Origin of the sequence: Novosphingobium sp. CECT 9465, assembly GCF_920987055.1 — a bacterium.
Taxonomy (GTDB): Bacteria; Pseudomonadota; Alphaproteobacteria; order Sphingomonadales; family Sphingomonadaceae; genus Novosphingobium.
In genome coordinates this window covers 338,945-360,618 of the sequence record NZ_CAKLBX010000001.1, presented here as the reverse complement: position 1 = coordinate 360,618, position 21,674 = coordinate 338,945, and the positions used below count along the sequence as shown (strand labels likewise).

Sequence of the window (21,674 nt, the reverse complement as noted above, 5' to 3'; positions counted from 1 at the left end):
GCAGCGATCCCCCTTATGCGTTCGTGTTCAACGCATTACGCGTTTCGATGATGGCGCTTTCCAGCCAGCCCAATTCGTCAAACACGCGGCCTTCGGTGCGATCTGCCAGGGCTTCGAGGATGGCCAGTTCGGTCTCGCGCACGGTGCGGTCCTGCGGGGCGGCAACGACGGCGACTTCGATCAGGTGAAGCGCTTTTTCCGGGTCGCCCGCATCCAGATGCGCGCGCGCCTTGTCGGCCAGCACCTGTAGTCCGCCGGCAAGTTCCGCCAGTTCCGGCCAGACCGCGCTGGCCGGCGTGGCATAAAGCTCGCTGGTGCGTTCCTGCCGGAACCAGCCCGCGTATTCCTCCCATGTGGAGCGGACATACCAGTTGATCGGTCCACGTCCGGGGTTGGTTTGCAAGTGCGCCGGAAGCGTGATCGATGCCATCAGTTCGGGCAAGGTCTTGCCTTCGTTCATGCCTGCCACCGTTTCGTCATGCACATATTGCACGGCATCGCGCAGCTTGGTCAGGTGGGCGCGAACGGCATCGGCCCCGACGATGGGATCATCGTGCCCCGTCACCAGCATTTCCGGCGCAAGATCGATCATCATCTGGCATTCCTCCAGCCAGAATACGATCGACCGGTCGCGATCACCGCGCGCAGTGTAGAAGTTGGGAAAAGCGCCCATTATCGCACCGGCCCAATTGCCGAAAAACAGCGTCTTTTCGGCTGGCATCCACACGGCCAGCGCGTCGAGCGTTTCGCCCGACGGGATCGACAGCAGTTGGTAGTGATGACCCGACACGGTCATTTCATGGGAATCGGCAAATTCGGTGAGCGGGGCAGGATCGCGCGTTTCGAACCAGAAGGCACCGGTGCTGCCCGGCGGAATCAGCGCAGCAAGCACCTTGGCATTGCGGCGCCCGAAGAACTGGCCCATCTGCTTGCGTTCCAGGCAGATGCGCTCGAACTTGCGCTGCACGATGGTTTCCACGCCTTCATCGGCAAAGAACTGCCACCCGCCGGTATGGTCCGGGTGGCTTTGCGTGAAGACGATCTTCGCAACCTTCAAAGGGCGGCCGATCAGGGCTTCGAAGTTTTTGCGGATCTGTTCACCCTGCGCGCCCGTGCCGGTGTTGATCACCACATCGCCTTCATCGCCGGGGATGAGGTAGGCGTTGGACGTGGCGCGGTTCATCGCAATGTGATCGTTCAGCCATTCGGCCGGGCGATCGGGAATCCACGCGATCGCGGGCATCATCGGGTGATCGAGCGTGCGAAAACGGGTCATGCGCCTCTCCATACTGTCCAAGCGGTCGTTGCTCCGCTCATCTTCGCTCCTATCGTCAGCAGGAGGGCGCTTTTTGGCAAGAGCGCTCACTTGTGCCTGTGCGCCCACACTATCGCTTGCCAGCCATGCGATGCGCTGTGCCTTAACATTCTATAGAATATATTGACTGACTTGCATTTCGCCGATATCGCATCGGCCGGACCATCCAGGAGCGACGAAACCCCATGTCACTTTCGCTTGTACGTGTCGGCGCGCCCGCCACTCGCCGGGACGTGGTGGTCGACAGTCTGCGCGACGCCATCGTCATGGGCATTCTGGAGCCGGGCGTGTTTCTGCGCGAAACCGCGCTGGCGGCACAACTGGGCGTAAGCGCGACACCGGTTCGCGAAGCGATGGGGGTGTTGCAGGCCGAGGGGCTGGTGGAGATCGAAGCCCATCGCCACAAGCGGGTTACGCCCATCGATCTTGCCGCGACGCGCGATCTTCTGGACGTTCAGGCGCACTTGTGGCGGCTGGGATACGTGCGCGGCATGCCGCACATCGGCAGCGCACAAATCCGTGACCTGAATATGCAGGTGGGAATATATCGCCGCGTTCTGGCTGCGGGCGCGGAAAACCGTCTGGATGCGATCCGTGCCAGCCACGCGTTTCATACCACGATCATTTCCGCCGCCGCCAATACCGAATTGCTGCGGGTCACGCTGGACCGGCTGGCACTGGTCGCGCGATTCATCCTGCTGCGTGGTGGATCAACGATCAGCCCTGCGGGCCTGCGCCTGCATGAAGGCATCCTTGCTGCGCTGGAGCGCGGCGATCGCGAGCAGGCCCTCGCCCATTTCGATTCGCTTGCCGGGCGCATGATCGCGCTTGCCGAGCCTGGGGCCGCAAGCCCCCAACCTGCTGGAGAATAGCCCATGGATTTCGAACTTCCCGAAGAATACCGCGCGTTCCGCGATATGGTCCACCGCTGGGTCGATGCCGAAGTGCCCAAGGAATGGGCGCGAAAGCTGGAAGCCGATGAACACGCCTATCCCTTCGCGCTGTGGGACAAGTTCACCGAGGCGGGCTTCCACGGCGTCGGCATTGCTGAGGAATTTGGCGGTCAGGGCGGCGATGTGCTGATGCAGATGTTGCTGGCGCGCGAACTGGCGCGGTCGCTGGGCGGTCTTGCGTGGATATGGGGCATCACCTCGTTCGCCGGGTCGAAGTCCATCGGGCTTTACGGCAGCGACGAACAGAAGAAGAAGTTCCTGCCGCTGATCGCCACGGGCCAGCTCAAGGCTGCCATCGCCTTTACCGAACCGGCGGGCGGCACCGATCTGCTCGGCGCGATGACCACCACGGCAGAGCGCGTGGATGGCGGCTGGAAGATCAGCGGCGAAAAGATCTGGAGTTCATCGGCCCACGTGGCGGACTACCTGCTGGTCATCGCGCGCAGCGACAAGGCAGCGGAAAAGAAGCATCAGGGCCTGACCCTGTTCTGGGTGCCTACCAGTACGCCGGGCGTGAAGATTACCCCGCTGGCAAAGCTTGGCATGCGTTCGATGGGATCATGCTCGATCCACTTCGAAGATGCGTTCGTGCCCGACGAACTGGTGCTGGGAGAGCCGCACAAGGCCTGGTACATGCTGCTGCCAACGCTCAACAATGAGCGCATCATGGTCGGCGCGTTCTGTCTGGGCGTGATCGACGGCGTGCTGGAAGACGCGGTCGATTACATGAAGCAGCGCAAGGCGTTTGGCGGCATCATCGGCCGTTTCCAGAGCCTGCAGCATTATGTGGCCGATATCGCCACGATGCAGAAGACCACCGAACTGATGATGATGTATTGCGCCGACAAGCAGAGCCAGGGCGAGCCTGTCGGTGTCGAGGCGAACATGCTGAAACTGATGGCATCGGAAAACGCCAATCAGGCGGCGGACCTCGGCATTCAGATCCTGGGCGGCATGGGCTATTCGGCAGAAACCGACATGCAGCGGTACTGGCGCGATTCCCGGCTGTGGCGGATCGGCCCGATCACCAATGAAATGGTGCGCAACGGCATTGCCGAAAGCCTTGGCCTGCCGCGCTCCTATTAAGGATCAGCGCTTCTTCCTGGCTATCGTTGCCGTGAAATCGGGGTCCTTGTTCGCCACCCAATCGACGAATTTTCGTACAACAGGGTTGGCGAGCAAGGCTTCGACATCCAGTCCGTGGCGCTGAAGCTCCGAATTGGTAAAATTGGTGATCAGCGTCTGCTGGCAAATGGAATGCATGGGCACGACATCGCGCCCGCCCCGGCTTTTGGGCACGGGATGGTGCCAGACGATGGTCTTGCCCGTGGGCCTGCCGCACAGCCAGCAGGGCACTACCGGCGGCGGTGCATCGTCATCATCCTGCACGTCGCCATAAGGTTCATGTTTCGAGTGTTTGCGGGCCATCGGTCTGCCTGAATTTCGCGGACTTGCACTGCGCGCTTCATAGCGGGTGCGATCGGCATTACTACTGCGCATCATCAACCATGGGGGCGGCATCGCAACGGAAGCTGCCCGCCTATCGGTTGACAGGTTCCGCAATTTGCGGGACCGCGCAACGCGACGCAAACGGTCGCGCGGCCGACCATGGCAACCGGGATACTATTACGATGACGACAATGAAGGCGCTGTTGCTCGAATCCACCGATGGACCTGAAGCCGTTGCTGTGCGGGACGTGGAAATTCCCACCCCCGGTCCCGGCGAAGTCCGCGTTGCGGTCAAGGCCGCATCGGTCAACCACCGCGAACTGTTCATCGCGCACGGGCAGTATCCCGGCATGACGGTTCCTTCAGTCATGGGTTGTGATGGCGCGGGCGTTGTCGACATGCTGGGCGAAGGCGTGACCGGCGCCAGCGTGGGGGACGAAGTGATCCTTTATCCTGCACGGCAGTGGGGCGATCGCCGCGATACGCCAGCGCCCGATTTTGGCCTGCTGGGCATGCCCTTCCCCGGCACGATTGCCGAATATATTTGCGTTCCGGCTGAAAACCTTGCCCCCAAGCCCGCGTTCATGACCTGGGAAGAAGCTGGCGCGATGCCGCTTACCGCGCTCACGTCCTGGCGGGCGATCATGTTCAAGGGCCAGCTCAAGCCGGGCGAAACCCTGCTTATTTCCGGCATCGGCGGCGGCGTTGCCACGTTCGGTCTGGCCTTTGCAGTGGCTCTTGGCGCCAACGTCTATTGCACCGGCGAAAGTGAGGAAGTGCTCGATCAGGCGCGCAAGATGGGGGCGAAGGACGGGTTGCTGTTCACCGATCCCGATTGGCGCAAGAAGGTCGGCAAGATGACCGGCGGCGTCGACGTGGTGCTCGATGGCGCGCCCAGCCCCAGCCTGCCCAACTATATCCGCGCGATCAATCCCGGCGGCCGCATCGTGATCTACGGATCAACCGCAGGCAACGAAATCAAGTTCAACGCAACCGACCTGTTCCTGAAAAGCGCAACGCTGCTCGGCAGCCAGGTGGGTGATCCTGTCGATTTCCGGGAAATGCTGCTCTTTGCCGATCAGCACAAGATCAAGCCCGTGATCGAACGCACGTTCCCGCTGGCTGAAGCGCGTGAGGCGCTGCTGCACTTGCGTGACAAGCATTCATTCGGCAAGATTTCGGTGGTGATGTAATGTCGCCGCTTTTCGACCTTACCGGCAAGACGGCGCTGGTGACCGGCGGGGCGCAGGGCCTGGGCCGGATGATCGCGGAGGGGCTGCTTTCTGCGGGCGCAACCGTGGCGATCACCTCGCGCAAGGCCGATGTGTGCGAAGCGGCGGCGGCCGAAATGGCGTCGCTGGGGCGCTGTATCGCGCTGCCTGCGGACCTTTCGACCCCTGAAGCGGCGGTGGAACTGGTCCAGCGGTATCGCGCGGCGGTCGGTCCCTGCCACATCCTCGTCAACAATGCCGGAAAGACCTGGGGCGGAGAGATCGATACTTTCCCCGACAAGGCGTGGCCATCGGTCATGGCAGTGAATGTGCAGACGCCGTTCACGATGGTGCGCGAACTGCTGCCCGAACTGGCAGCGGCGGGTACGCCCGACGATCCTGCGCGGGTGATCAACATCGGTTCGGTCGCTGGCATGTCGGTCGAACGCCTGCATGCCTATAGCTATTCGGCTTCGAAGGCCGCCGTGCACATGATGACGCGCGATCTGGCGGGTGACCTGGCTGAGCGCAACATCACCGTCAACGCGGTCATCCCCGGCTTCTTCCCCACGAAGATGACCGCACACATGCGCGATGAAGATAGCGTGGACCCTGATCTGCTGGCCCATATTCCGCTGCGCCGTCTGGGCACGCCGGGCGATATTGCGGCAGTGATCGTGTTCCTGTGCGGCAGGGGTGGCGGATATGTTACCGGCGCGCAAATCCCGGTCGATGGTGGCGTAGTCGGCTGCGGCTGACAACCGCCGCGCGGTCCAACCCCTACCGATGGAAAGGACCGCGAACAGCGCGCTGTCCCTAGTCTTGGTGGTTGGACTTTGTTGCATGGTGTCAAGTTTACAGGGTGGGTTCAGGGATGATTGACAGGGGTGGTGGTTCGGGCTTGTCGGAAGATCCGGCGCGCATACGGATCACGGCGACGACACTGGGCGATCTTTTGCTGGGAGCTTGCGATCGCGCACCCGACAAGGAGATGCTGGTCTTCCCCGAAGGGCGGAAAACGTATTCCGCCGTCGTCGATGCCGTCCTGCTCAAAGCTCGTGCCCTTCTGGCCTTGGGCGTCAGGCCGGGCGATCATGTTGGCGTGCTGCTCCCGTCAGGCATCGCCTTTGTCGAAACGCTGTTCGCCAATGCCATGGTCGGGGCCGTTTCGGTGCTGATGAACGCGCGCTACAAGGCGCCCGAAATGGCCTATGTCGCCGACAATGCCGATCTCGTTGCGATTGTTACCGACGATACGCAAACGCAGCATGTCAACTTCACCGGCCGCCTGGCAGAAGCCTTCCCCGATCTTGCCGGTCAGGCCGATCCCGCAGCGCTGGCGTTGAATGCTGCGCCTGCCTTGCGCCGCATCGTGGTGCTGCGCGCGACCGATGGTTCGGGGGCAGGCAGCGTCACTCCCGGCTGCCTTGGGCAGGACGCGTTCGATGCGGCTGCCGGTACGGTCCCGGTTGCAGATGTCCATCGCCGCCGCTTGTGCGTCCGGCTGCGCGATACCGCGATGATCCTGTACACATCGGGCACATCGGCCAATCCCAAGGGTTGCCTGCTCAGCCATGAGGCCATCGTGCGCGAAACGATCAACCTCACGGCCAATCGCTGGGCTTTCACGCCTGACGAACGCGCGTGGTCGCCCATGCCGCTGTTCCATATCGCCGCCATGCTGGCGATGCTGGGCGCGGTGAACGTCGCCGGTACATTCATCGGCCAGCCCCACTTCGATCCGGGCGAAAGCCTGCGCCAGATCGAGGCGGAAAAGGCAACGATGATGTTCCTGCCGTTCGTCACGTTCCATCAGGCGATGATCGCGCATCCCGATTGGGCCAAGGCCGATCTCAGTTCGGTGCGCCTGCAAAATTCATGCTTTGCCTTCATGCCGGAATCGGTGGGTCAGGCCTATCGCGACAAGGCCCCGAACATGCGTCAGGTCGGCACCTTCGGCATGACCGAAGCCAGCGGGATCGTCACCACCGGCGGCTATGACATGGACCCGGAAATGGGCTTCACCCGGCTCGGCACGCCGTTGCTGGGCATCGAAGTGCGCATTGTCGATGCCAATGGCCATGACCTGCCCACCGGAACGCGCGGTGAAGTGCTGATCCGGGGCTACAACCTGTTCGACGGATACTACAAGGACCCCGAAAAGACCGCAGAGGCGCTTGACCCGCAAGGCTGGTATCATTCGGGTGATATCGGCTCGCTCGATGATGCCGGGCACCTGATGTTCCACGGTCGCTTCAAGGACATGCTCAAGGTCGGCGGCGAAAACGTGGCTGCGGCGGAAGTCGAGGCCGTGCTGGCCTCGCACCCGCTGGTCCGCCTTGCGCAAGTTGTCGGCCTGCCCGATGCGCGTCTGGCTGAAATTCCGGCGGCGTTCGTTGAAACAGACGGGCCGATAACCATTTCGGAAGAAGAATTCGCGGCCGAACTGATCGCTTTCGTCGGCCAGCGGATCGCTTCGTTCAAGGTGCCGCGCCACATCCGCCTGATCGACGAATGGCCAATGTCGGCTTCGAAGATACAGAAGTTCAAGCTGCGCCAGCAACTCATCACCGAACTCGATATAGTCGAATAAGGATACCGCGATGCGCTTTATCATCACCGGGGCCGCCAGCGGCATAGGCCGGGCCTGCGCCGAACTTCTTGCTGGTGGCACGGCCATTCCGGGTGAGCACCAGATGCTGCTGGCGGATCGCGACGCGGCCAATCTTGCGGTTGTGGCAGACGCCATAGGCGCCAGCGCGGCAACTGCCGTGGTCGATCTGTCCAGCCTCGATTGCGGCACGCGCATCGTCGATGCGGCCATCGCGCACATGGGCGGGATCGATGCGGTGATTTCGAACGCCGGGATCATCATGGGCGGCGCGCTGGTCGATCTGGCACCCGAACAGTTCGATCTGATGTATGCCATCAACACCCGCGCAACCTGGCTGATCGCCAAGGCGGCGCACCCTTATCTGCGCGAAAGCCACGGCGCGATCATCGCCACCGCCTCGATGTCTGCCACGCAGCCAACGCCTGCGCTTGGCTTCTACTCATCAAGCAAGGCCGCGCTGCTGATGCTGATGCGCCAGCTTTGTCTGGAATGGGGACCGGACCGCATCCGCTGCAACACCGTTTCGCCGGGGCCGACCTACACCCCGATGACGAAGGCAGGATACGACGATGACACGCGCCGCAAGCAGCGCGAATCCGCGATCCCGCTGGGCAAGCTGGGCACGGCTGAAGATGTCGCCAACGCCATCCTGTTCCTGTGTTCACCGCAGGCCGGGCACATCAATGGCATCGACGTGCTGGTCGATGGCGGCATGTCCAACATGCTGATGCCCGCCACCGGCAGTGGCACCGGTCAATCGAAGTAAGGCTATTGCAGACGTAAAAAGGCCCCGCGCGGTGATCGCGCGGGGCCTTTTTGATGTGCGTAAATCGAGCGCCGGATGCCCACCCCGCTGCGACTAACGTCTCCTGCGGAGCCGAAAGTCTCGCTCCCCTCCCGCAAGCGGGAGGGGTTGGGGGTGGGCATTCCCAAATGCAAATCAGGCTGGCGCGATCACCGTGTTTTCGATGGCGCCGATGCCGTCCACTTCACAGCGGATCACGTCGCCGGCTTTCAGGAACACAGGCGGTTCCATGCCGGCCGCAACGCCTTCAGGTGTGCCGGTGGCGATCAGATCGCCCGGCAGCAGGGTGAACGCGGTCGACAGGTGCGAAATCTGCGACCAGACATTGGTGATCATGTTGCCGGTGTTGTTCGACTGGCGCAGTTCACCGTTCACGTAGCAGCGCAGATCCAGCGCATGCGGATCGGCAACTTCATCGGCGGTGATGATCCACGGACCCATCGGGCCGTGCGTGTCGAACGACTTGCCCATCGTCATCGTGGGCGACTGGAACTGCCAGTCGCGCGCGGACACGTCATTCACCACGAAATAACCGAAGACATAGTCCTTGGCGTTTTCAATGCTGACCTTCTTGGCCGATTTGCCGATCACCACGCCCAGTTCGACTTCGTAATCGAGCTTTTCGGTAACGCCCGGATCAATATCATCGAAAGGCCCGGAAATGCAGGTCGTCTGCTTGTTGAACCAGATCTGGGTGGCAACGCGCGCGATGCCAAGACGGTCGGCTTCTTCAAGGTGCTTGGCATAGTTCATGCCGATGGCCATGAACTTGCTGGGCCGTTCGATCGGCGCGAGAAGCTTTGCATCCTTGAGCGCAAGTGCATCGGCACCGGTGTCCAGTACGCCGCGCGCGGCAGCAAGTGCAGCGTCACCGCCTTCGATGATGGCATGCATGGTGGGATAGGCATCCGCAATCGGTGCGAGCGAAACGATCGCCTCGCCACGGACCAGGCCAAGACGGGGGGTGCCGCCATCATCGTATCGAACGAACCGCATCAAAAGACTCCTTGCGCAGACAGGTGTGCCCGCCTCTAAGTGCAAACAGGCCCAGCGCGCCACCTTTCTTTGGGTGGGTAAACGCAATCGAAACTGCGCAACGTCAGTCTTCGAGCAGTTGATAACGTACGGTAGCGATCTGTTCATCCGTCAGGCCGACCGCCTGCTGGACATACCCTTCGACAGAACCATATCGCGTGATGACGGCGTTCAGTCCGGCGCGCAGGTAATCAGGATCGGCGCGTGTCAGAACGGCCATCATTCCGGCGCCGGCGCCTTCGGTGATTTCGCGCGTGGCGGCAAGGCCAAGCCGGGCGGCCCGGTGCGTGGCGGCGAAGGCCAGAAGATCGATGGCCTTTTCAGTAAAGGCATATTCTTCGAGAATCGTCGATTCCGAAACGCCCAGAAGGCCCAGGACGATAGCCGCGCAGAAGCCGGTGCGGTCCTTGCCCGCTGCACAGTGGAACAGCACGGCCATTTCCTGATCGAGGATCGCATCGAAGATCGCGCGCAATGGCGTGGCCAACCATTCGTGCATCGAGCGGTAGGATTCGATCATCCACGTCCGCGCCTCTTCCGGGGTGCCGGACTGCATCCAAGGAGCGCCTTTTTGCGCGGCTTCGCGTTCGGCATCAAGGCGATAGGCAAACTGGCGGACCGGCAGCGCCCATTCGGTCGGTTCCTCTGCAATCTCGTCCGGTCGGCGCAGATCGACGATGGTGCGGATCTGTGATCGCGCGAGGCAGCAGTGGTCCGAAGGTGTGAGGTAGGCCAGCACCCCCGACCGGTAGAGTACCCCCTTGCGCACTTCGCGCCCGTCGGCGGTTTCGTGTCCGCCCAGATCGCGCAAGTTGCAGCCGCCGATCAGCATGGGCTGGTATGGTTGGTGAAATGTCATGCTGCCCTACAGATCAAGGCAGGCTTGCTCGAAGGCGAGCCGGGGGTTGCGGGGAAACAGGTTTTCCTGCGTACCGTAGCCGATGTTGCACAGGAAATTGGACTTCCAGCGCCCGTCGGGGAAGAATTCGGCATCCAGCGTTTCCTTGTTGAAGCCCGACATCGGCCCGGTGTCGAGACCAAGCGCGCGCGCCGCCAGGATAAGGTAGGCACCCGCCAGCGTGGAACTTCGCGTTGCCGTGTCGGCGATGACCGCGTCCTTGCCTGCAAACGTGGCGGAAAAATCGCGCCCCGGAAAAAGCTGCGGCATGAATTCGTAGAACTGCGTGTCATAAGCCACGATCACGCAGACCGGCGCGCTCATCGTCTTGTCGAGATTGCCCGCGCTCAGGTGCGGGCGCAGCCTTTCACGGGCCTGGGCACTGCGGATGAATACGAAGCGGCCGGGGTTGGAATTGGCGGTCGTCGGCCCGGTTGACACCAGCGCATAAAGCTGGCGCAGGGTTGCTTCATCCACCTTGCGATCGGACCAGCTGTTGTAAGTCCGCGCCTCGGTAAAAAGCTGGGCGAGAGCGTGGGGGTCGAGCGGGTTCTTTTCCATCATATCCTCGTTACGGAAAGTATATTGCGGACCTGATCTGCCGCCTACGGCCTTCGACGGGCAACATCGCGCCGATCATGCAAAAGGGCCGATCAAGCCGCGTTGACCGCACCAGTGCGCCATGGCGTTGTCCCCACCGAATGCCCGCCATCGCAAACCACGTTCTCGCCATTGATGAAAGCGGCTTCGTCAGATGCAAGGAACGTGGCTAGCGCCGCAATATCTTCAGGCTCTCCATTGCGGGTCACAAACGAAACATCGAGCACCGAGCGCAAGGTATCGGGCATCATTTCCTTGGCCTTGCCATGCGCGATGAAGCCGGGGCAGATCGAGTTGCAACGAACACCAAGCTTGCCAAACTGCACGGCGGTATTCCGGGTGAGAGAAAGCAAGCCCGCCTTTGCCGCCGAATAGGCCGTCAGCCACGTGTCGCCACCAATGGCCGAGCCGGAAGCGATGTTCACGATCGCGCCTTTGCTTTCGATCAGGTGCGGCAGGGCTGCCTTGGTTGCAATAAAGATTGAGCGCAGGTTCGAAGCGACCGATTTGTCGAATGTCGCCAGATCGGTTTCGAGCACGTTGCCATCGAAAGTGGTGAGCGAGGTATCAGCCACATTATTGACCAGTACATGAAGTTGACCGTGTCGCTCAAGCACGGTGGCGACCATCGCTGTGATCGACCGTTCATCATAGGCATCGAAACGAATCGCAGAGGCCCCGTTGCCGATATCAGCAGCAATTTTTTGCGCTTCGTCCAGCAGGATGTCGGCAACCAGCACGATCGCACCTTCGGCTGCCATACGCCGCGAGATGCCGCTGCCGATCCCGCCCGCGCCGCCGGTAACGAGCGCGACCTTGCCCTTCATCCGCTCCATGCCATTCCTTGTCCGCACGTCGATGCCCGGCAAAAGAGCGTGAAGGACCAATGACGTGACCTGCCCGGCGGCGGGCAACCTTGCCGACGGTGTGGCCCAGGAAGGACGGTACGAGGGATGATCGCCGGACAGGCAAAAGCAAGGGCGGACGAAATTTATGAACGGTTCGGTAAAGCTTATTTCGCTGCTTGGCCCCGCACATTCCGCACAAGCATGGGAGGACTTCGTCAGGACGCGGCTGGCAACAGACATTGCCGGCCTCACGCGGTTGGTTTTCAACGAGGTTTTGCCGGTGGACGTGCGGGGTGGAGGTGATCCCTTGCCGCCTTATGTCGCCATCATCGAAACGTGGTTTTCAGGCCGTGAGAGCGCCGATGCTTTTGCCGCCAATGTTCGTGAAGGGGGTGATTGCGTACAGCTTTATGTCAATCCGCTGCTCATAAACGACCGCGGGACGCGGCCATTGCCAAACAAGATCATGGTGACTCTGATGCGCCGCGCCGATCTGACGCGCGAACAAGCCCAGCATCACTGGCGGACCCGCCATGTTGAAGTCGGCCTGGTGGAGCACAATGCCGCTGATTTTCTTCAGCTCTATTTCCAGAATCATGTGTTTGACAGTGATCAGCCACGCGGCTCCGCGCTGGATTTCGATGGTATGCCGGAATTCTGGGTCGATCCCGCAGATCTGGCCGAAGTCGGCGCGGAATCGCCGGTCATGCGCGCGATTGCGGACGACGAACTGCTATTCGTCGATCGGACGGCCATCGTTACGATGATGGTGGCCGAGCGCGAATTGTTCGTGGCGCCGGGCGCGGAAAGTGGATGGCCGGTGTGCACAACTGCGTTGGAAGACGCCTTGTGTGCAGGCAAGGCTTCAGAGCATTCGGGCGGCCGTGCAGAAGCACGGGATTTTGGCCGGACGGGCCTGCCTCCGCGATGGGCTGGCAAGATGTGCCGCAGCTTGGTAGGTTGAACGGGTGACTGAAGAGCAAACTTCTGCGCGGCCACGCGGTACGCGCGATCCGATGGCGACCATCCGGAAAATTCTGGAAGCTGCGCGCAAGGAATTCGGTGCAAATGGCTTTGATGGCACCAAAGTCGAACACATCGCGCGTCGCGCCAGCGTCAGCAAGCAGATCGTCTACTTCTATTTCAAGGGGAAGGACGAACTGTACTGGGAATTGCTCAAAGACATCTCGATCACCACGAACGAGCGCCTGCTGCGGATTCCGTTCGAAGACCTCTCGCCGGAACAGGCGATCCGCACTTATCTTGAAGACGTTTACGACATCTATGCCGAAGACCCGCTGATCGGGATGGTCTCGCTTGATCAGAGCATGCACGACGGCGCACAGCTGCGTTCAATCAACGAGATCCGCAACTTGCAGAAATTGCTGGCAGATCGCCTTGCCGAGGTCGTCCGCCGAGGACAGGCCGAAGGCGTTTTTCACCCTGACATCGACAGCAACAAGATCGAGTTCATGACCGTGATCATCACGGTCGGCTGCCTGTCTTCCTCGACGATGCTTGAACGGTATTCAGGGCGCAACTGGCAGCAGAACCCGGCCGACACACGCACTTTTGCGCTTGATTTCATCATGCGCGCCTTGCGCAAATAGGCCGCGGTGCGGGCTTGATGTCGGCCCAGAAGAATAGTCATGCCTGCGGGAAACGCCGCGTTGGAAGAACCGTTTGAACGCAACAACAAGTGCTGAGGGGATGATCAAACCATGATTGAACAACCGAAAGGCAATGCTGGCGGAATGCTCAGCTTTCCGTCCCTGCACATGCATCAGATTGCCTATGTAACCACCGATCTGGACGAGGCACTGCGCCGTCTGGATGCAGCGTTCGAACTGGAACGCTATTGCATCATGAACACGCAGGAGAACCAGACCCACCCCGATCAACCGCCCTTGCGCCTCGCCCTGGTAAGAACGGCCGGAACCGAACTGGAAGTGATCGAGCCGCTTGGACCGGGCGCCGAAGTCTGGTCGGACCCACTGCCGAAAGACGGTTCGTTCGCCATGCTGTTTCATCACTTCGGCACTACCGTGCGGGGGACGCTTGCCGATTTCGAACGCTATCGCGCGACATGGGATACGGTGAAGCATCCGGTGGTCGTGGATGGCTGGGCAGGCGACGATGTGCGCTGGTTCTATACCGACGAACGCGGCACATTGGGCCACTACGTCGAGCATTGCTGGTTCTCGGACGAAGTGACGGCCTACATGGCAGGTATCGTGCCGAAGCTCGCGTAGTCTTTAATCCAGCGGCGTAAGCGCGGCCGCATCGGGCGGGCCGTCAAGCGCGGCCATGACCGGACCGAACACGTCCTTGCCCAGCAGCTTGCCGCCAGCCTTGTGGGCATCGGCAGAAACCCAGCGTTCGAGGAACACGAACTGGCCGGGTTTGTCTGCATATTCGAGCAATTCCGTGCCGGTGCAGCCTTCGATTTGCTGCACCGTGCCGGCCAGCGCTTCAAGAGCGCTGCGCAGCGCGGCACCTTCGCCACCGCGCGCCGTCATCCGGTAAAAACGTACGTAAGCGGCCATGATCGGAATCTCCGCAGCGGTCATCGCCAGCTAGACCTTACACCCATGGGGCAGACCTATCGACAGGCAGGGGACGTTGACGCGCCTGACAGTGCAGGGCGCATACGGGCAGCCTAGGCCCACAGTTGCCACTCAATTCCGGAGTAGATCCAGCAATGCCCACGCTTATTGTCACCAAGCGCGATGGTTCAGAACAGAACGTCGATGCCAGCACCAATGTTTCGGTCATGGAAATCATCCGTGATGCCGGCGTGGACGAATTGCTGGCGCTGTGCGGCGGATGCTGTTCCTGCGCAACCTGCCATATCTATGTCGACGAAAGCTTCGCTGGCCAGTTGCCCGAAGTCACCGCCGACGAGAACGATCTGCTCGACAGTTCGGACCACCGTCAGGCCAATTCACGCCTTTCGTGCCAGATCAATTTCACCAGCGCACTTGATGGCATGCGCGTGACGATCGCTCCTGAAGACTGAGTTGAATGGGTGGCGCGGTCATGCCCGCGCCACCACGCCGTTTCGGCCCACCGGCTTGTCGGACTGACCGTCAAGCGAGGGTGACTGCACGCCCCCCGCATTCATGATAAGCCCGCTTCAGCAATGTGAAGACTCCGGGAGCATGCAATGGGGCCGCAGGACACAAGTATCCTGATTTACGCAAGTCTGGAGCGCCCCTTGGCGCGACCGGCCTCTGAAACTGTTCCCGCAGTTCGCTAAGTCACGCAATATAATCGCAAGATAGTCCGAAAAAATAATGACTTGGGGAAGATAGCCGATGGACCCGAAATCACTCGAAACCATGTATGCCGAAGTCGAAAGCGAATTTCAGCGTTCGACATATCCCGAAGATTTTCCGGCGTTGCCGGATCTGGCGGCAGCGCGCTACTTCGATCCTGAATTCTATCGGCTCGAAATGGAACACGTATTCCGCAAGACCTGGCTGTGCGTCGGCCATGCGAGCCAGTTGCCGCAGAAGGGATCGTATCGCCTGTTCGAACAATTCGATCAGTCGATCATTCTCAGCCGCGGGACGGACGACACGATCCGCGCATTCAAGAACGCCTGCCGACATCGCGGCGCGGCGCTGGTTACCCAGCCCGAAGGCGTGGCAAAGCGGTTCATCTGCCCTTATCATGCATGGGGGTTTTCATCGGAAGGCGAGCTGAAGTCGGTTCCCGAAGCCCACAACTTCGCCTGCCTGAACAAGGCGGACAAGCCGCTGCTTCAGGTACGCTGCGAGACATGGCGCGGCTTCATCTTCATCAATTTCGATGAAAATGCCGGGCCGCTGGCTGAATTTCTGGGGCCTTTGACCACGCAGATCGATGATTTTCCGATCGATGGCATGGTGGTGAAGCGCGTTCTGGACGTGGAGATCGACTGCAACTGGAAGACCGCGTACGATAATTTCCTCGAAATCTATCACGTGAACACGGTGCACGCCAAAACGCTGTCACCCTACCTTGAATCGAAAAGCTTCACGATTTCGCTGTTCGAAGGCGGCCATGCCCGCTTTGTCACACGCAAGCGCGGCGGCCAGTCGTTCTTTTCCGCGGGCCATGATGAGGCCACACCCGACGATTTCACCACACGCTTCAGGGACCACGTGTTCGCGCTGCCCTGTTTTCCCAACAGCTTTACCGCGCTCGATCCGGTGGGCTTCAACTGGCAGACTTTCTGGCCCAAGGGACCGGACAAGATGGTGATGTCCAACATGCTGATGGGCTGGCCGCGCGACGACGACGAAGATACCAAGTTCTGGGAAACCATGCTGGAAAACCAGCAAACCGTTCTGGCAGAAGATATCGGGCTGTTTCCCACGATCCAGCGATCCTACAAGCAAGGGGACATCACCGATGTCGTGCTCAGCTTCCAGGAACAGTTCATCTATTGGTACAACGAGGAAATCGATCGCAAGATCGGTGCGGACAATGTGCCCCCGGCGCTGCGGGTCAAGCCGATCCTTGCGCCGCATGTAAAGGGCTGAGCGTTCCCGCTCAGTCGTTGGCGCCAAAGCAATAGGCGCAGATCTTGTTCCCGTCGGGATCGCGCAGATAGGCACCATAGGCGTGTTCCACCGCGCCGCGCGGGCCGGGTTCGCCTGCGTCGGTGCCGCCTGCGGCCAGCCCCGCCGCATGAAATGCGCGCACCGCTTCGCGCCCCGGCGCCTTGAAGCTGACCGTTCCGCCGTTCCCCGCCTGGGCCGGCGTACCATCCAGCGGGCGCAGGATCAGCAGTTCTGCCAGCTTGTGGCCATAACCCACGCCCTGATCGAGGAAGGCGCCAAGATTGCGGATGCCCAGGGGTGTCAATACCGCGTCATAGAAACGCTGCGCCCGCTGCAAGTCGTTGGCGCCGATGCAGATGTGCGTAAAAATGCTCATGCCCCGAAAATCCACGATATGAGGCGGATCGTATCCCGTCCTCTGGCAGGCAGGTTGTGTCACGCAAATGGCGCAGAACCGCAAACCTATCGGTCGGCAGATGCCGCGCCATCGCTGGGGGTGAGGATGACCCACACGAAAACAAGGGGGAAGAGATGCCGGTATCGTCTGCAAGCAAGGGTATGGCGGCGTCTGGCATCGCGACCCTGCTTGCGGTGCTGACAACGACAACCGCTGCGCAAGCGCCCGAACGGGCCGATGTGGGTGCGCCATTCAGCCAGATGCAGGTGGATCGGGGCAAGGCGGTGTTCGAGGCGAATTGTGCCGCTTGCCATGATTCCAGCCTGCGCGGATCATCGCATGGTCCGGCTTTGACCGGACCGGTGTTTCTGGACAAATGGCGTACGCGCAGCAGCGGCGATCTTGGCAGTTATATCAAGGCGATGATGCCGCCCGGATCGCCCGGTACGCTGACGGACCGTGAAGCGCTGGCCGTGACGGAATATGTCATGGCCCGGAACGAGGCCGCAGCCCCGCGTGTGGCGCGCGCTGAACCCACACCGGTTATCGGAGCGAGCGCGCACAGCGATTCGCCCGAAAGCAACGCCTTTGCCCAGTTGATGGCGACCTTTGCCACGCCCAACCGCCGGGTCGAAACATTCACTCCGGTGACCGAGGCGATGCTTACCACGCCGCCGCCGGGCGATTGGCTGAACTGGCGGCGCACCCGCGATGGTCATGGCGAAAGCCCCTTGGCGCAGATCGACGTCGGCAATGTCGGCGGCTTGAAGCTGGCATGGGTCATGGCCCTGCCCGATGGCACCAACGAACCGACGCCCATCGTTCACGATGACATCATGTACATGCTTGCGCCGGGGGGCCAGGTGCAGGCGCTGGATGCGGCAACCGGCGATTTCATCTGGAAGTACCGCTATGAGCGCGCCGATGGAGAGCCGGTTGCGCTTGGTCCGGTGCGCAACATGGCGATCTATGGCACCAATCTTTTCATCGCGACGCAGGATGCCGCACTGGTTGCCATCGATGCACGCAGCGGTGAGGAAGTGTGGCGTACCCAGCGCGCGGATACTGCTGAAGGATTTACCCAGACGGCCGCGCCCATCGTGGCAAACGGTGTATTGGTAGGCGGCATCAACGGCTGTGACCGCTTCAAGAAGACGCCGTGCTTTGTCGCAGGGTATGATCCTGCAACGGGCAAGGAACTGTGGCGCACATCCACTATCGCCCAGCCCGGCCAGCCCGGCGGCGATACTTGGGCAGGCCTGCCGTCCGAATTTCGCGCGGGCGGCGATGGCTGGATTCCGGGCAGCTATGATGCCGCGCTCGATACGTTCTATATCGGCACCGCGCAGGCCAAGCCGTGGGTCGCCGCCAGCCGTCACATGACCCCCCGCGATGCGGCGCTCTACACCAACTCCACGCTCGCACTTGATCCGCGCACCGGCAGGATCAAGTGGCATTTCCAGCATATGCCGGGCGACACGCTCGATCTCGATAGCGTGTTCGAACGGGTGCTGGTAGATATTGACGGGCGGCAGAACGTGTTCACTATCGGCAAGGACGGGTTGCTGTGGAAGCTTGACCGCAAGTCCGGCGCTTTTATCGACGTTGCCGAAACCGTCTATCAGGATGTGTGGTCCAAAATCGATCGCAGGACCGGCCGCCTGACATACCGGCCAGACATCCTGACCGCAAAAGTGGGCGATGTGGTGCGCACTTGCCCCACCACATTCGGCGGGCACGATTGGCCGGCGAGCGCTTATGATTCAAAGCGCGGCGCACTGATCATCCCCTTGTTGCAGATGTGCGGAGGCATGAAGGGGGCAGAGGTAGAATTCAAGATCGGCGGCGGAGGGCTTGGCGGCGCGAATGCCATCGAACCCGGCGGCAAGATCGAAATGCCGGGCAGCAACGGCAATTTCGGTAAACTCGCCGCTTACGACGTGCGCACATTGGCGCAAGTGTGGGATTATCAGCAGCGGACGCCATTTACGACAGGCGCGTTGACCACGGCGGGCGGACTGGTGTTCATCGGCGATGCCGACCGCCATTTCCGCGCGCATGACAGCACTACCGGCAAAGTGCTGTGGCAGGCGAGGCTTGGCGCTCCGGCGCACGGTTTCCCGATCAGTTATACGGCAGGCGGGCGACAATTCATCGCGGTGCCCGCAGGTCCGCTGGGTGCCTGGGCGGTCGTGACCGGACAGATCGGCAATATCTACCTGCCATCCACCGGAAATGCGATTTACGTCTTCGCCGTGGACGCGCCGCAAAAGCCCTGATCGAAAATCAGCCGAGGACGCCGAGCTGGCGGGCGCGGGTTACGGCCTGCGGTCGCCGCCGGACGCCCAGCTTGTCGTAGATCTGCTGCATGTACCATTTCACCGTGCCTTCGGTCAGCCCCAGCCGGTCCCCGATTTCACGGTTGCGCAACCCGCCGCCGACCATGCGCAGAATGTCGATTTCACGGTTCATCAGCCGGCCGGAAAGGCCATAGTCGCTGTCGTTGCCATCCTGATTGTCGATGGCGATCACCGTTTGCATCGCGGCAACCAGTTTGCGCCCAAACCTGTCTGGGACGCTATCGACGAGTGGCCCCTGGCCATAAGCTTCGCTCAGGATCGCCTTGATAGCTTCGCCTTCATCAAGAAATATCTGCGTCCATCCGCTTGGCGCGGCCAGCGTGACGGCTTCGCGCACCGCGCGGCGCGCTTCCGATCTGTCGCCTCCCAGAATCGCGATTTCGGCCAGCAGCAGTTCGAAGGTCACGCCCGATCGAACGGCACCGTTCCTGCGGACGAATTCGGACCAGCGCTTGGCAATCTTGCGCGCTGGCAAAAGGCGATGCCCGTGCATTTCTATGCGGATCACCGCTATGGCGATGCTTTCGTGCAGGCGCGAGGGATTGAGCGTGGGGTAGGGTTCGGCCGAGGGCCAGAAATTGCTGGTTTCCATCAAAGTGCGCGCTTGCTGCGCCTCGCCCGAACGGATCAGCATCCGCACCTGTTCGCTGACGGCGATGGCACGCATGCGGTCCAGGCCGTATTCGATAGCCAGAACCTGCATTTCCTTCAGCACTTTTGCCGCACCGGCGGCATCGCCATCGTTGAACAGCAATCGCGCCTTGACGATGTGACCGGAAACGATCTGATCGACGAAGCCCCATTCGTGTGCAACCGGCAGGTGTTCTTCGACCAGCGCCCGCGCCCGTGCGACATCACCGCGATCATAGAGCATTTCTGCCAGTGGCAGTGATGGCAGCGCCGCGATCCCCGGCTTGCCCAGCGCGCGGGCATAATCGAGTGCTTCTTCCAGCATGGCTTCGGCTGCATCGGTCTTGCCCTGTGCGGCCAGAGTGGGCGCAATCGATGTCTTGAGCGCGATGGCAGCGAAATCCGATCCCGGCCGTCGCAGCGCGTGACGGGCTTCCGCCTCAAGCCGCAGCACGTCCTTGAAATGGTACAGTTCACGCCGCGATGCCATCAGTTGCGCCAGTACCGTGCAGCTGAGATAAGGTTCGTCATCACCGAATTTGCGCAACAGGGTTTCAGCGCGGGTTTCGATAGCGCGCATATCGTCGCGCCCGGCGGCAAGCATCAGTTCACGGTGCTCTATCGCCATTGCCAGACGCTGCTGGTCGATGGGGTTATGGGCCAGAGCCTGGCGGCGTTCCCATTCGGCCTGCGCCATGCCGACGAGCGTTTCGGCAGATTCGAACGCAAGCGACCGAATGCGCCGCCACGCAATGGCCAGCGCCAGCCGGGGACGCGTGCGGCACACGGTGGTGGGAAGCGCTGCAACCAGTTGATCGACCAGATCGAGATTGCCCGAAAATGTCAGGGGATCGGCAAGTTCATCCAGCATGTCCGCCAGAAATTCGGCGTCATTGCTTAACCGCGCATGTTCCACGGCCTTCAGGTACTGGCCGACGGCCGCGAAGTGGCGGCTGGCACGGCGCTGCAATTCGGCCGCGCGCACCGGATCGCGATCATTCAGGCGGCGGAGCACCATTTCCCGGAACAGCGGATGATAGCGATAGCTGGTCCGGTCAAGATCGCTGGCGCGCAGAAACAGGCCGCGCTCCTCGACCCGCTCCATCACGGCGCGGGAATCGTCGTTTCCGGTCATCGCCGCGCAAATATCAGCGGTCAGTTCTTCAAGGATGATCGTGCTGACGAGGAATTCGCGCACGTCGGCAGGTTCGCGCGACATCACTTCTTCGCCGAAATACTCTTCAAATTCCCGGCGCAGACCGGAAGGCGGGATGAAGCGGCCTTCGCCATCGCGCATTTCGCGATCCTGTATCAGCCGGGTCATCGTGATGCCGGCCGGCCACCCTTGCGTTTGCGCCACCATCACTTCGATTTCATCGGATGAAAGCGGCACCGCGCCAACGCAATCAATCAGGTCGGTGGTTTCCTCGACCGAAAAGCGCAAATCCCCCCAGCCGATTTCGAACAGATAGCCCTGTGCGCGAAGGCGCGCGATGGGCACATTGCCGAAGCTTCGTGATACGATGATCGTAGTCATCGCATCGCGCGCGCCTGCGATAACGTCGGTCAGGAAATCGTGCACTTCGGGCGGCAGGACCTGGGCATCGTCGATCACAAGCACCGGTCGTGCCGGGCATGAGGCGACCATCGCGGCGAAGCTGGCGGCCGCATCGATACATTGTGCGCCGGCTGTCTGATGAGTCCAGTCCAGCGCATTGGCCGTGCAGGCAGCGCGCAAGGCATCGGCGAACTGCTCGAAACTGGCGATTCCAGCCCGCGAGGCAAGCCATAGCACCGGGCGACCCCGCCCGGCCAGTGCAGTTGCCCATTGCAGCACGGCCATGGTCTTGCCGAAACCGGCGGGCGCAAACACAGTGGTGACGCGTGACCGGTCAACCGCATCGATCTTGGCTTCCAGGTTCGGGCGGACAATTTGATCGTGTGGCGCGCGAGGCGGCACGACTGCGGTCGGCATGACGCTCATCGGGTGGTCCTCTCCAGGGTCCATG

The 21,674-nt window shown here is 61.3% G+C and carries 21 protein-coding genes; 12 read left to right on the top strand and 9 right to left on the bottom strand.

Translation table 11 applies throughout. The annotated features are described in order from the left end of the window. Positions 1 to 13: 13 nt before the first annotated feature. Positions 14 to 1,276 carry an alkyl sulfatase dimerization domain-containing protein gene (locus LUA85_RS01735; RefSeq protein WP_231466617.1) on the bottom strand — a complete coding sequence of 421 codons (1,263 nt, stop codon included), beginning with the start codon at positions 1,274 to 1,276 and terminating at the stop codon, positions 14 to 16. Positions 1,277 to 1,500: 224 nt separating this feature from the next. Here LUA85_RS01735 and LUA85_RS01730 point away from each other — a divergent pair, with 224 nt between their 5' ends. Beyond that, positions 1,501 to 2,187: a GntR family transcriptional regulator gene (locus LUA85_RS01730; RefSeq protein ID WP_231466616.1), complete on the top strand. Its 687-nt coding sequence runs from the start codon at positions 1,501 to 1,503 to the stop codon at positions 2,185 to 2,187. Positions 2,188 to 2,190: 3 nt separating this feature from the next. Next, positions 2,191 to 3,354, top strand: coding sequence for an acyl-CoA dehydrogenase family protein (locus tag LUA85_RS01725; RefSeq protein WP_231466615.1), 1,164 nt, complete (start codon positions 2,191 to 2,193; stop codon positions 3,352 to 3,354). A 3-nt stretch (positions 3,355 to 3,357) separates the two neighbouring features. Here the strand turns inward: LUA85_RS01725 and LUA85_RS01720 are convergent, their stop codons facing one another. Then, positions 3,358 to 3,696, bottom strand: coding sequence for a hypothetical protein (locus LUA85_RS01720; RefSeq protein WP_231466614.1), 339 nt, complete (start codon positions 3,694 to 3,696; stop codon positions 3,358 to 3,360). A gap of 203 nt (positions 3,697 to 3,899) precedes the next feature. Between LUA85_RS01720 and LUA85_RS01715 the strand changes: the two genes are divergently transcribed. The 4 genes from LUA85_RS01715 (at position 3,900) to LUA85_RS01700 (ending at position 8,308) form a co-directional block, all read left to right on the top strand. Continuing rightward, entirely contained in the window at positions 3,900 to 4,910 is a 1,011-nt protein-coding gene (locus tag LUA85_RS01715; RefSeq protein ID WP_231466613.1) for a zinc-binding dehydrogenase, read from the top strand. Then, a complete protein-coding gene (locus LUA85_RS01710) occupies positions 4,910 to 5,686 on the top strand; it encodes an SDR family oxidoreductase (protein ID WP_231466612.1) in 777 nt (258 codons plus the stop codon). The genes LUA85_RS01715 and LUA85_RS01710 overlap by 1 nt, the downstream gene beginning before the upstream one ends. A gap of 116 nt (positions 5,687 to 5,802) precedes the next feature. Beyond that, on the top strand, positions 5,803 to 7,521 hold the full coding sequence (locus tag LUA85_RS01705; protein WP_231466611.1) for a class I adenylate-forming enzyme family protein: 1,719 nt from the start codon (positions 5,803 to 5,805) through the stop codon (positions 7,519 to 7,521). 10 nt (positions 7,522 to 7,531) lie between these two features. Further along, positions 7,532 to 8,308, top strand: a complete 777-nt coding sequence (locus LUA85_RS01700; protein WP_231466610.1) for an SDR family NAD(P)-dependent oxidoreductase — start codon at positions 7,532 to 7,534, stop codon at positions 8,306 to 8,308. A 174-nt stretch (positions 8,309 to 8,482) separates the two neighbouring features. Here LUA85_RS01700 and LUA85_RS01695 read toward each other — a convergent pair whose 3' ends face one another. The 4 genes from LUA85_RS01695 to LUA85_RS01680 form a co-directional block, all read right to left on the bottom strand. Next, positions 8,483 to 9,343, bottom strand: a complete 861-nt coding sequence (locus tag LUA85_RS01695; protein ID WP_231466609.1) for a fumarylacetoacetate hydrolase family protein — start codon at positions 9,341 to 9,343, stop codon at positions 8,483 to 8,485. Between the two features lie 103 nt (positions 9,344 to 9,446). Then, positions 9,447 to 10,241: a tyrosine-protein phosphatase gene (locus LUA85_RS01690; protein WP_231466608.1), complete on the bottom strand. Its 795-nt coding sequence runs from the start codon at positions 10,239 to 10,241 to the stop codon at positions 9,447 to 9,449. Positions 10,242 to 10,247: 6 nt separating this feature from the next. Then, the gene (locus LUA85_RS01685; RefSeq protein ID WP_371823636.1) at positions 10,248 to 10,844 is read right to left on the bottom strand and encodes a malonic semialdehyde reductase; all 597 of its coding nucleotides are present in this window, start codon (positions 10,842 to 10,844) and stop codon (positions 10,248 to 10,250) included. Positions 10,845 to 10,933: 89 nt separating this feature from the next. Beyond that, complete coding sequence (locus LUA85_RS01680; protein WP_231466607.1) at positions 10,934 to 11,716, bottom strand: SDR family NAD(P)-dependent oxidoreductase; 783 nt, start codon at positions 11,714 to 11,716, stop codon at positions 10,934 to 10,936. A 157-nt stretch (positions 11,717 to 11,873) separates the two neighbouring features. On the opposite strand from LUA85_RS01680, the gene LUA85_RS01675 reads away from it, so the two are divergent. The 3 genes from LUA85_RS01675 (at position 11,874) to LUA85_RS01665 (ending at position 13,980) form a co-directional block, all read left to right on the top strand. Further along, positions 11,874 to 12,692 carry an EthD domain-containing protein gene (locus tag LUA85_RS01675; protein WP_231466606.1) on the top strand — a complete coding sequence of 273 codons (819 nt, stop codon included), beginning with the start codon at positions 11,874 to 11,876 and terminating at the stop codon, positions 12,690 to 12,692. A gap of 4 nt (positions 12,693 to 12,696) precedes the next feature. Beyond that, complete coding sequence (locus LUA85_RS01670) at positions 12,697 to 13,338, top strand: TetR/AcrR family transcriptional regulator (RefSeq protein ID WP_231466605.1); 642 nt, start codon at positions 12,697 to 12,699, stop codon at positions 13,336 to 13,338. 111 nt (positions 13,339 to 13,449) lie between these two features. Beyond that, positions 13,450 to 13,980 carry a VOC family protein gene (locus tag LUA85_RS01665; protein WP_231466604.1) on the top strand — a complete coding sequence of 177 codons (531 nt, stop codon included), beginning with the start codon at positions 13,450 to 13,452 and terminating at the stop codon, positions 13,978 to 13,980. 3 nt (positions 13,981 to 13,983) lie between these two features. Here the strand turns inward: LUA85_RS01665 and LUA85_RS01660 are convergent, their stop codons facing one another. Next, positions 13,984 to 14,298 carry an antibiotic biosynthesis monooxygenase family protein gene (locus LUA85_RS01660; RefSeq protein WP_231466603.1) on the bottom strand — a complete coding sequence of 105 codons (315 nt, stop codon included), beginning with the start codon at positions 14,296 to 14,298 and terminating at the stop codon, positions 13,984 to 13,986. Positions 14,299 to 14,429: 131 nt separating this feature from the next. On the opposite strand from LUA85_RS01660, the gene LUA85_RS01655 reads away from it, so the two are divergent. After that, positions 14,430 to 14,747 (top strand): 2Fe-2S iron-sulfur cluster-binding protein, encoded by a 318-nt coding sequence (locus LUA85_RS01655; protein WP_231466602.1) that lies wholly within the window; start codon positions 14,430 to 14,432, stop codon positions 14,745 to 14,747. A gap of 298 nt (positions 14,748 to 15,045) precedes the next feature. After that, positions 15,046 to 16,257: an aromatic ring-hydroxylating dioxygenase subunit alpha gene (locus tag LUA85_RS01650; RefSeq protein ID WP_231466601.1), complete on the top strand. Its 1,212-nt coding sequence runs from the start codon at positions 15,046 to 15,048 to the stop codon at positions 16,255 to 16,257. A gap of 10 nt (positions 16,258 to 16,267) precedes the next feature. On the opposite strand, the gene LUA85_RS01645 is transcribed toward LUA85_RS01650, so the two are convergent. Beyond that, entirely contained in the window at positions 16,268 to 16,654 is a 387-nt protein-coding gene (locus LUA85_RS01645) for a VOC family protein (RefSeq protein ID WP_231466600.1), read from the bottom strand. A 155-nt stretch (positions 16,655 to 16,809) separates the two neighbouring features. On the opposite strand from LUA85_RS01645, the gene LUA85_RS01640 reads away from it, so the two are divergent. Next, a complete protein-coding gene (locus LUA85_RS01640) occupies positions 16,810 to 18,954 on the top strand; it encodes a PQQ-binding-like beta-propeller repeat protein (protein WP_231466599.1) in 2,145 nt (714 codons plus the stop codon). 7 nt (positions 18,955 to 18,961) lie between these two features. On the opposite strand, the gene LUA85_RS01635 is transcribed toward LUA85_RS01640, so the two are convergent. Continuing rightward, a complete protein-coding gene (locus tag LUA85_RS01635; RefSeq protein ID WP_231466598.1) occupies positions 18,962 to 21,649 on the bottom strand; it encodes a LuxR C-terminal-related transcriptional regulator in 2,688 nt (895 codons plus the stop codon). Positions 21,650 to 21,674: the final 25 nt, after the last annotated feature.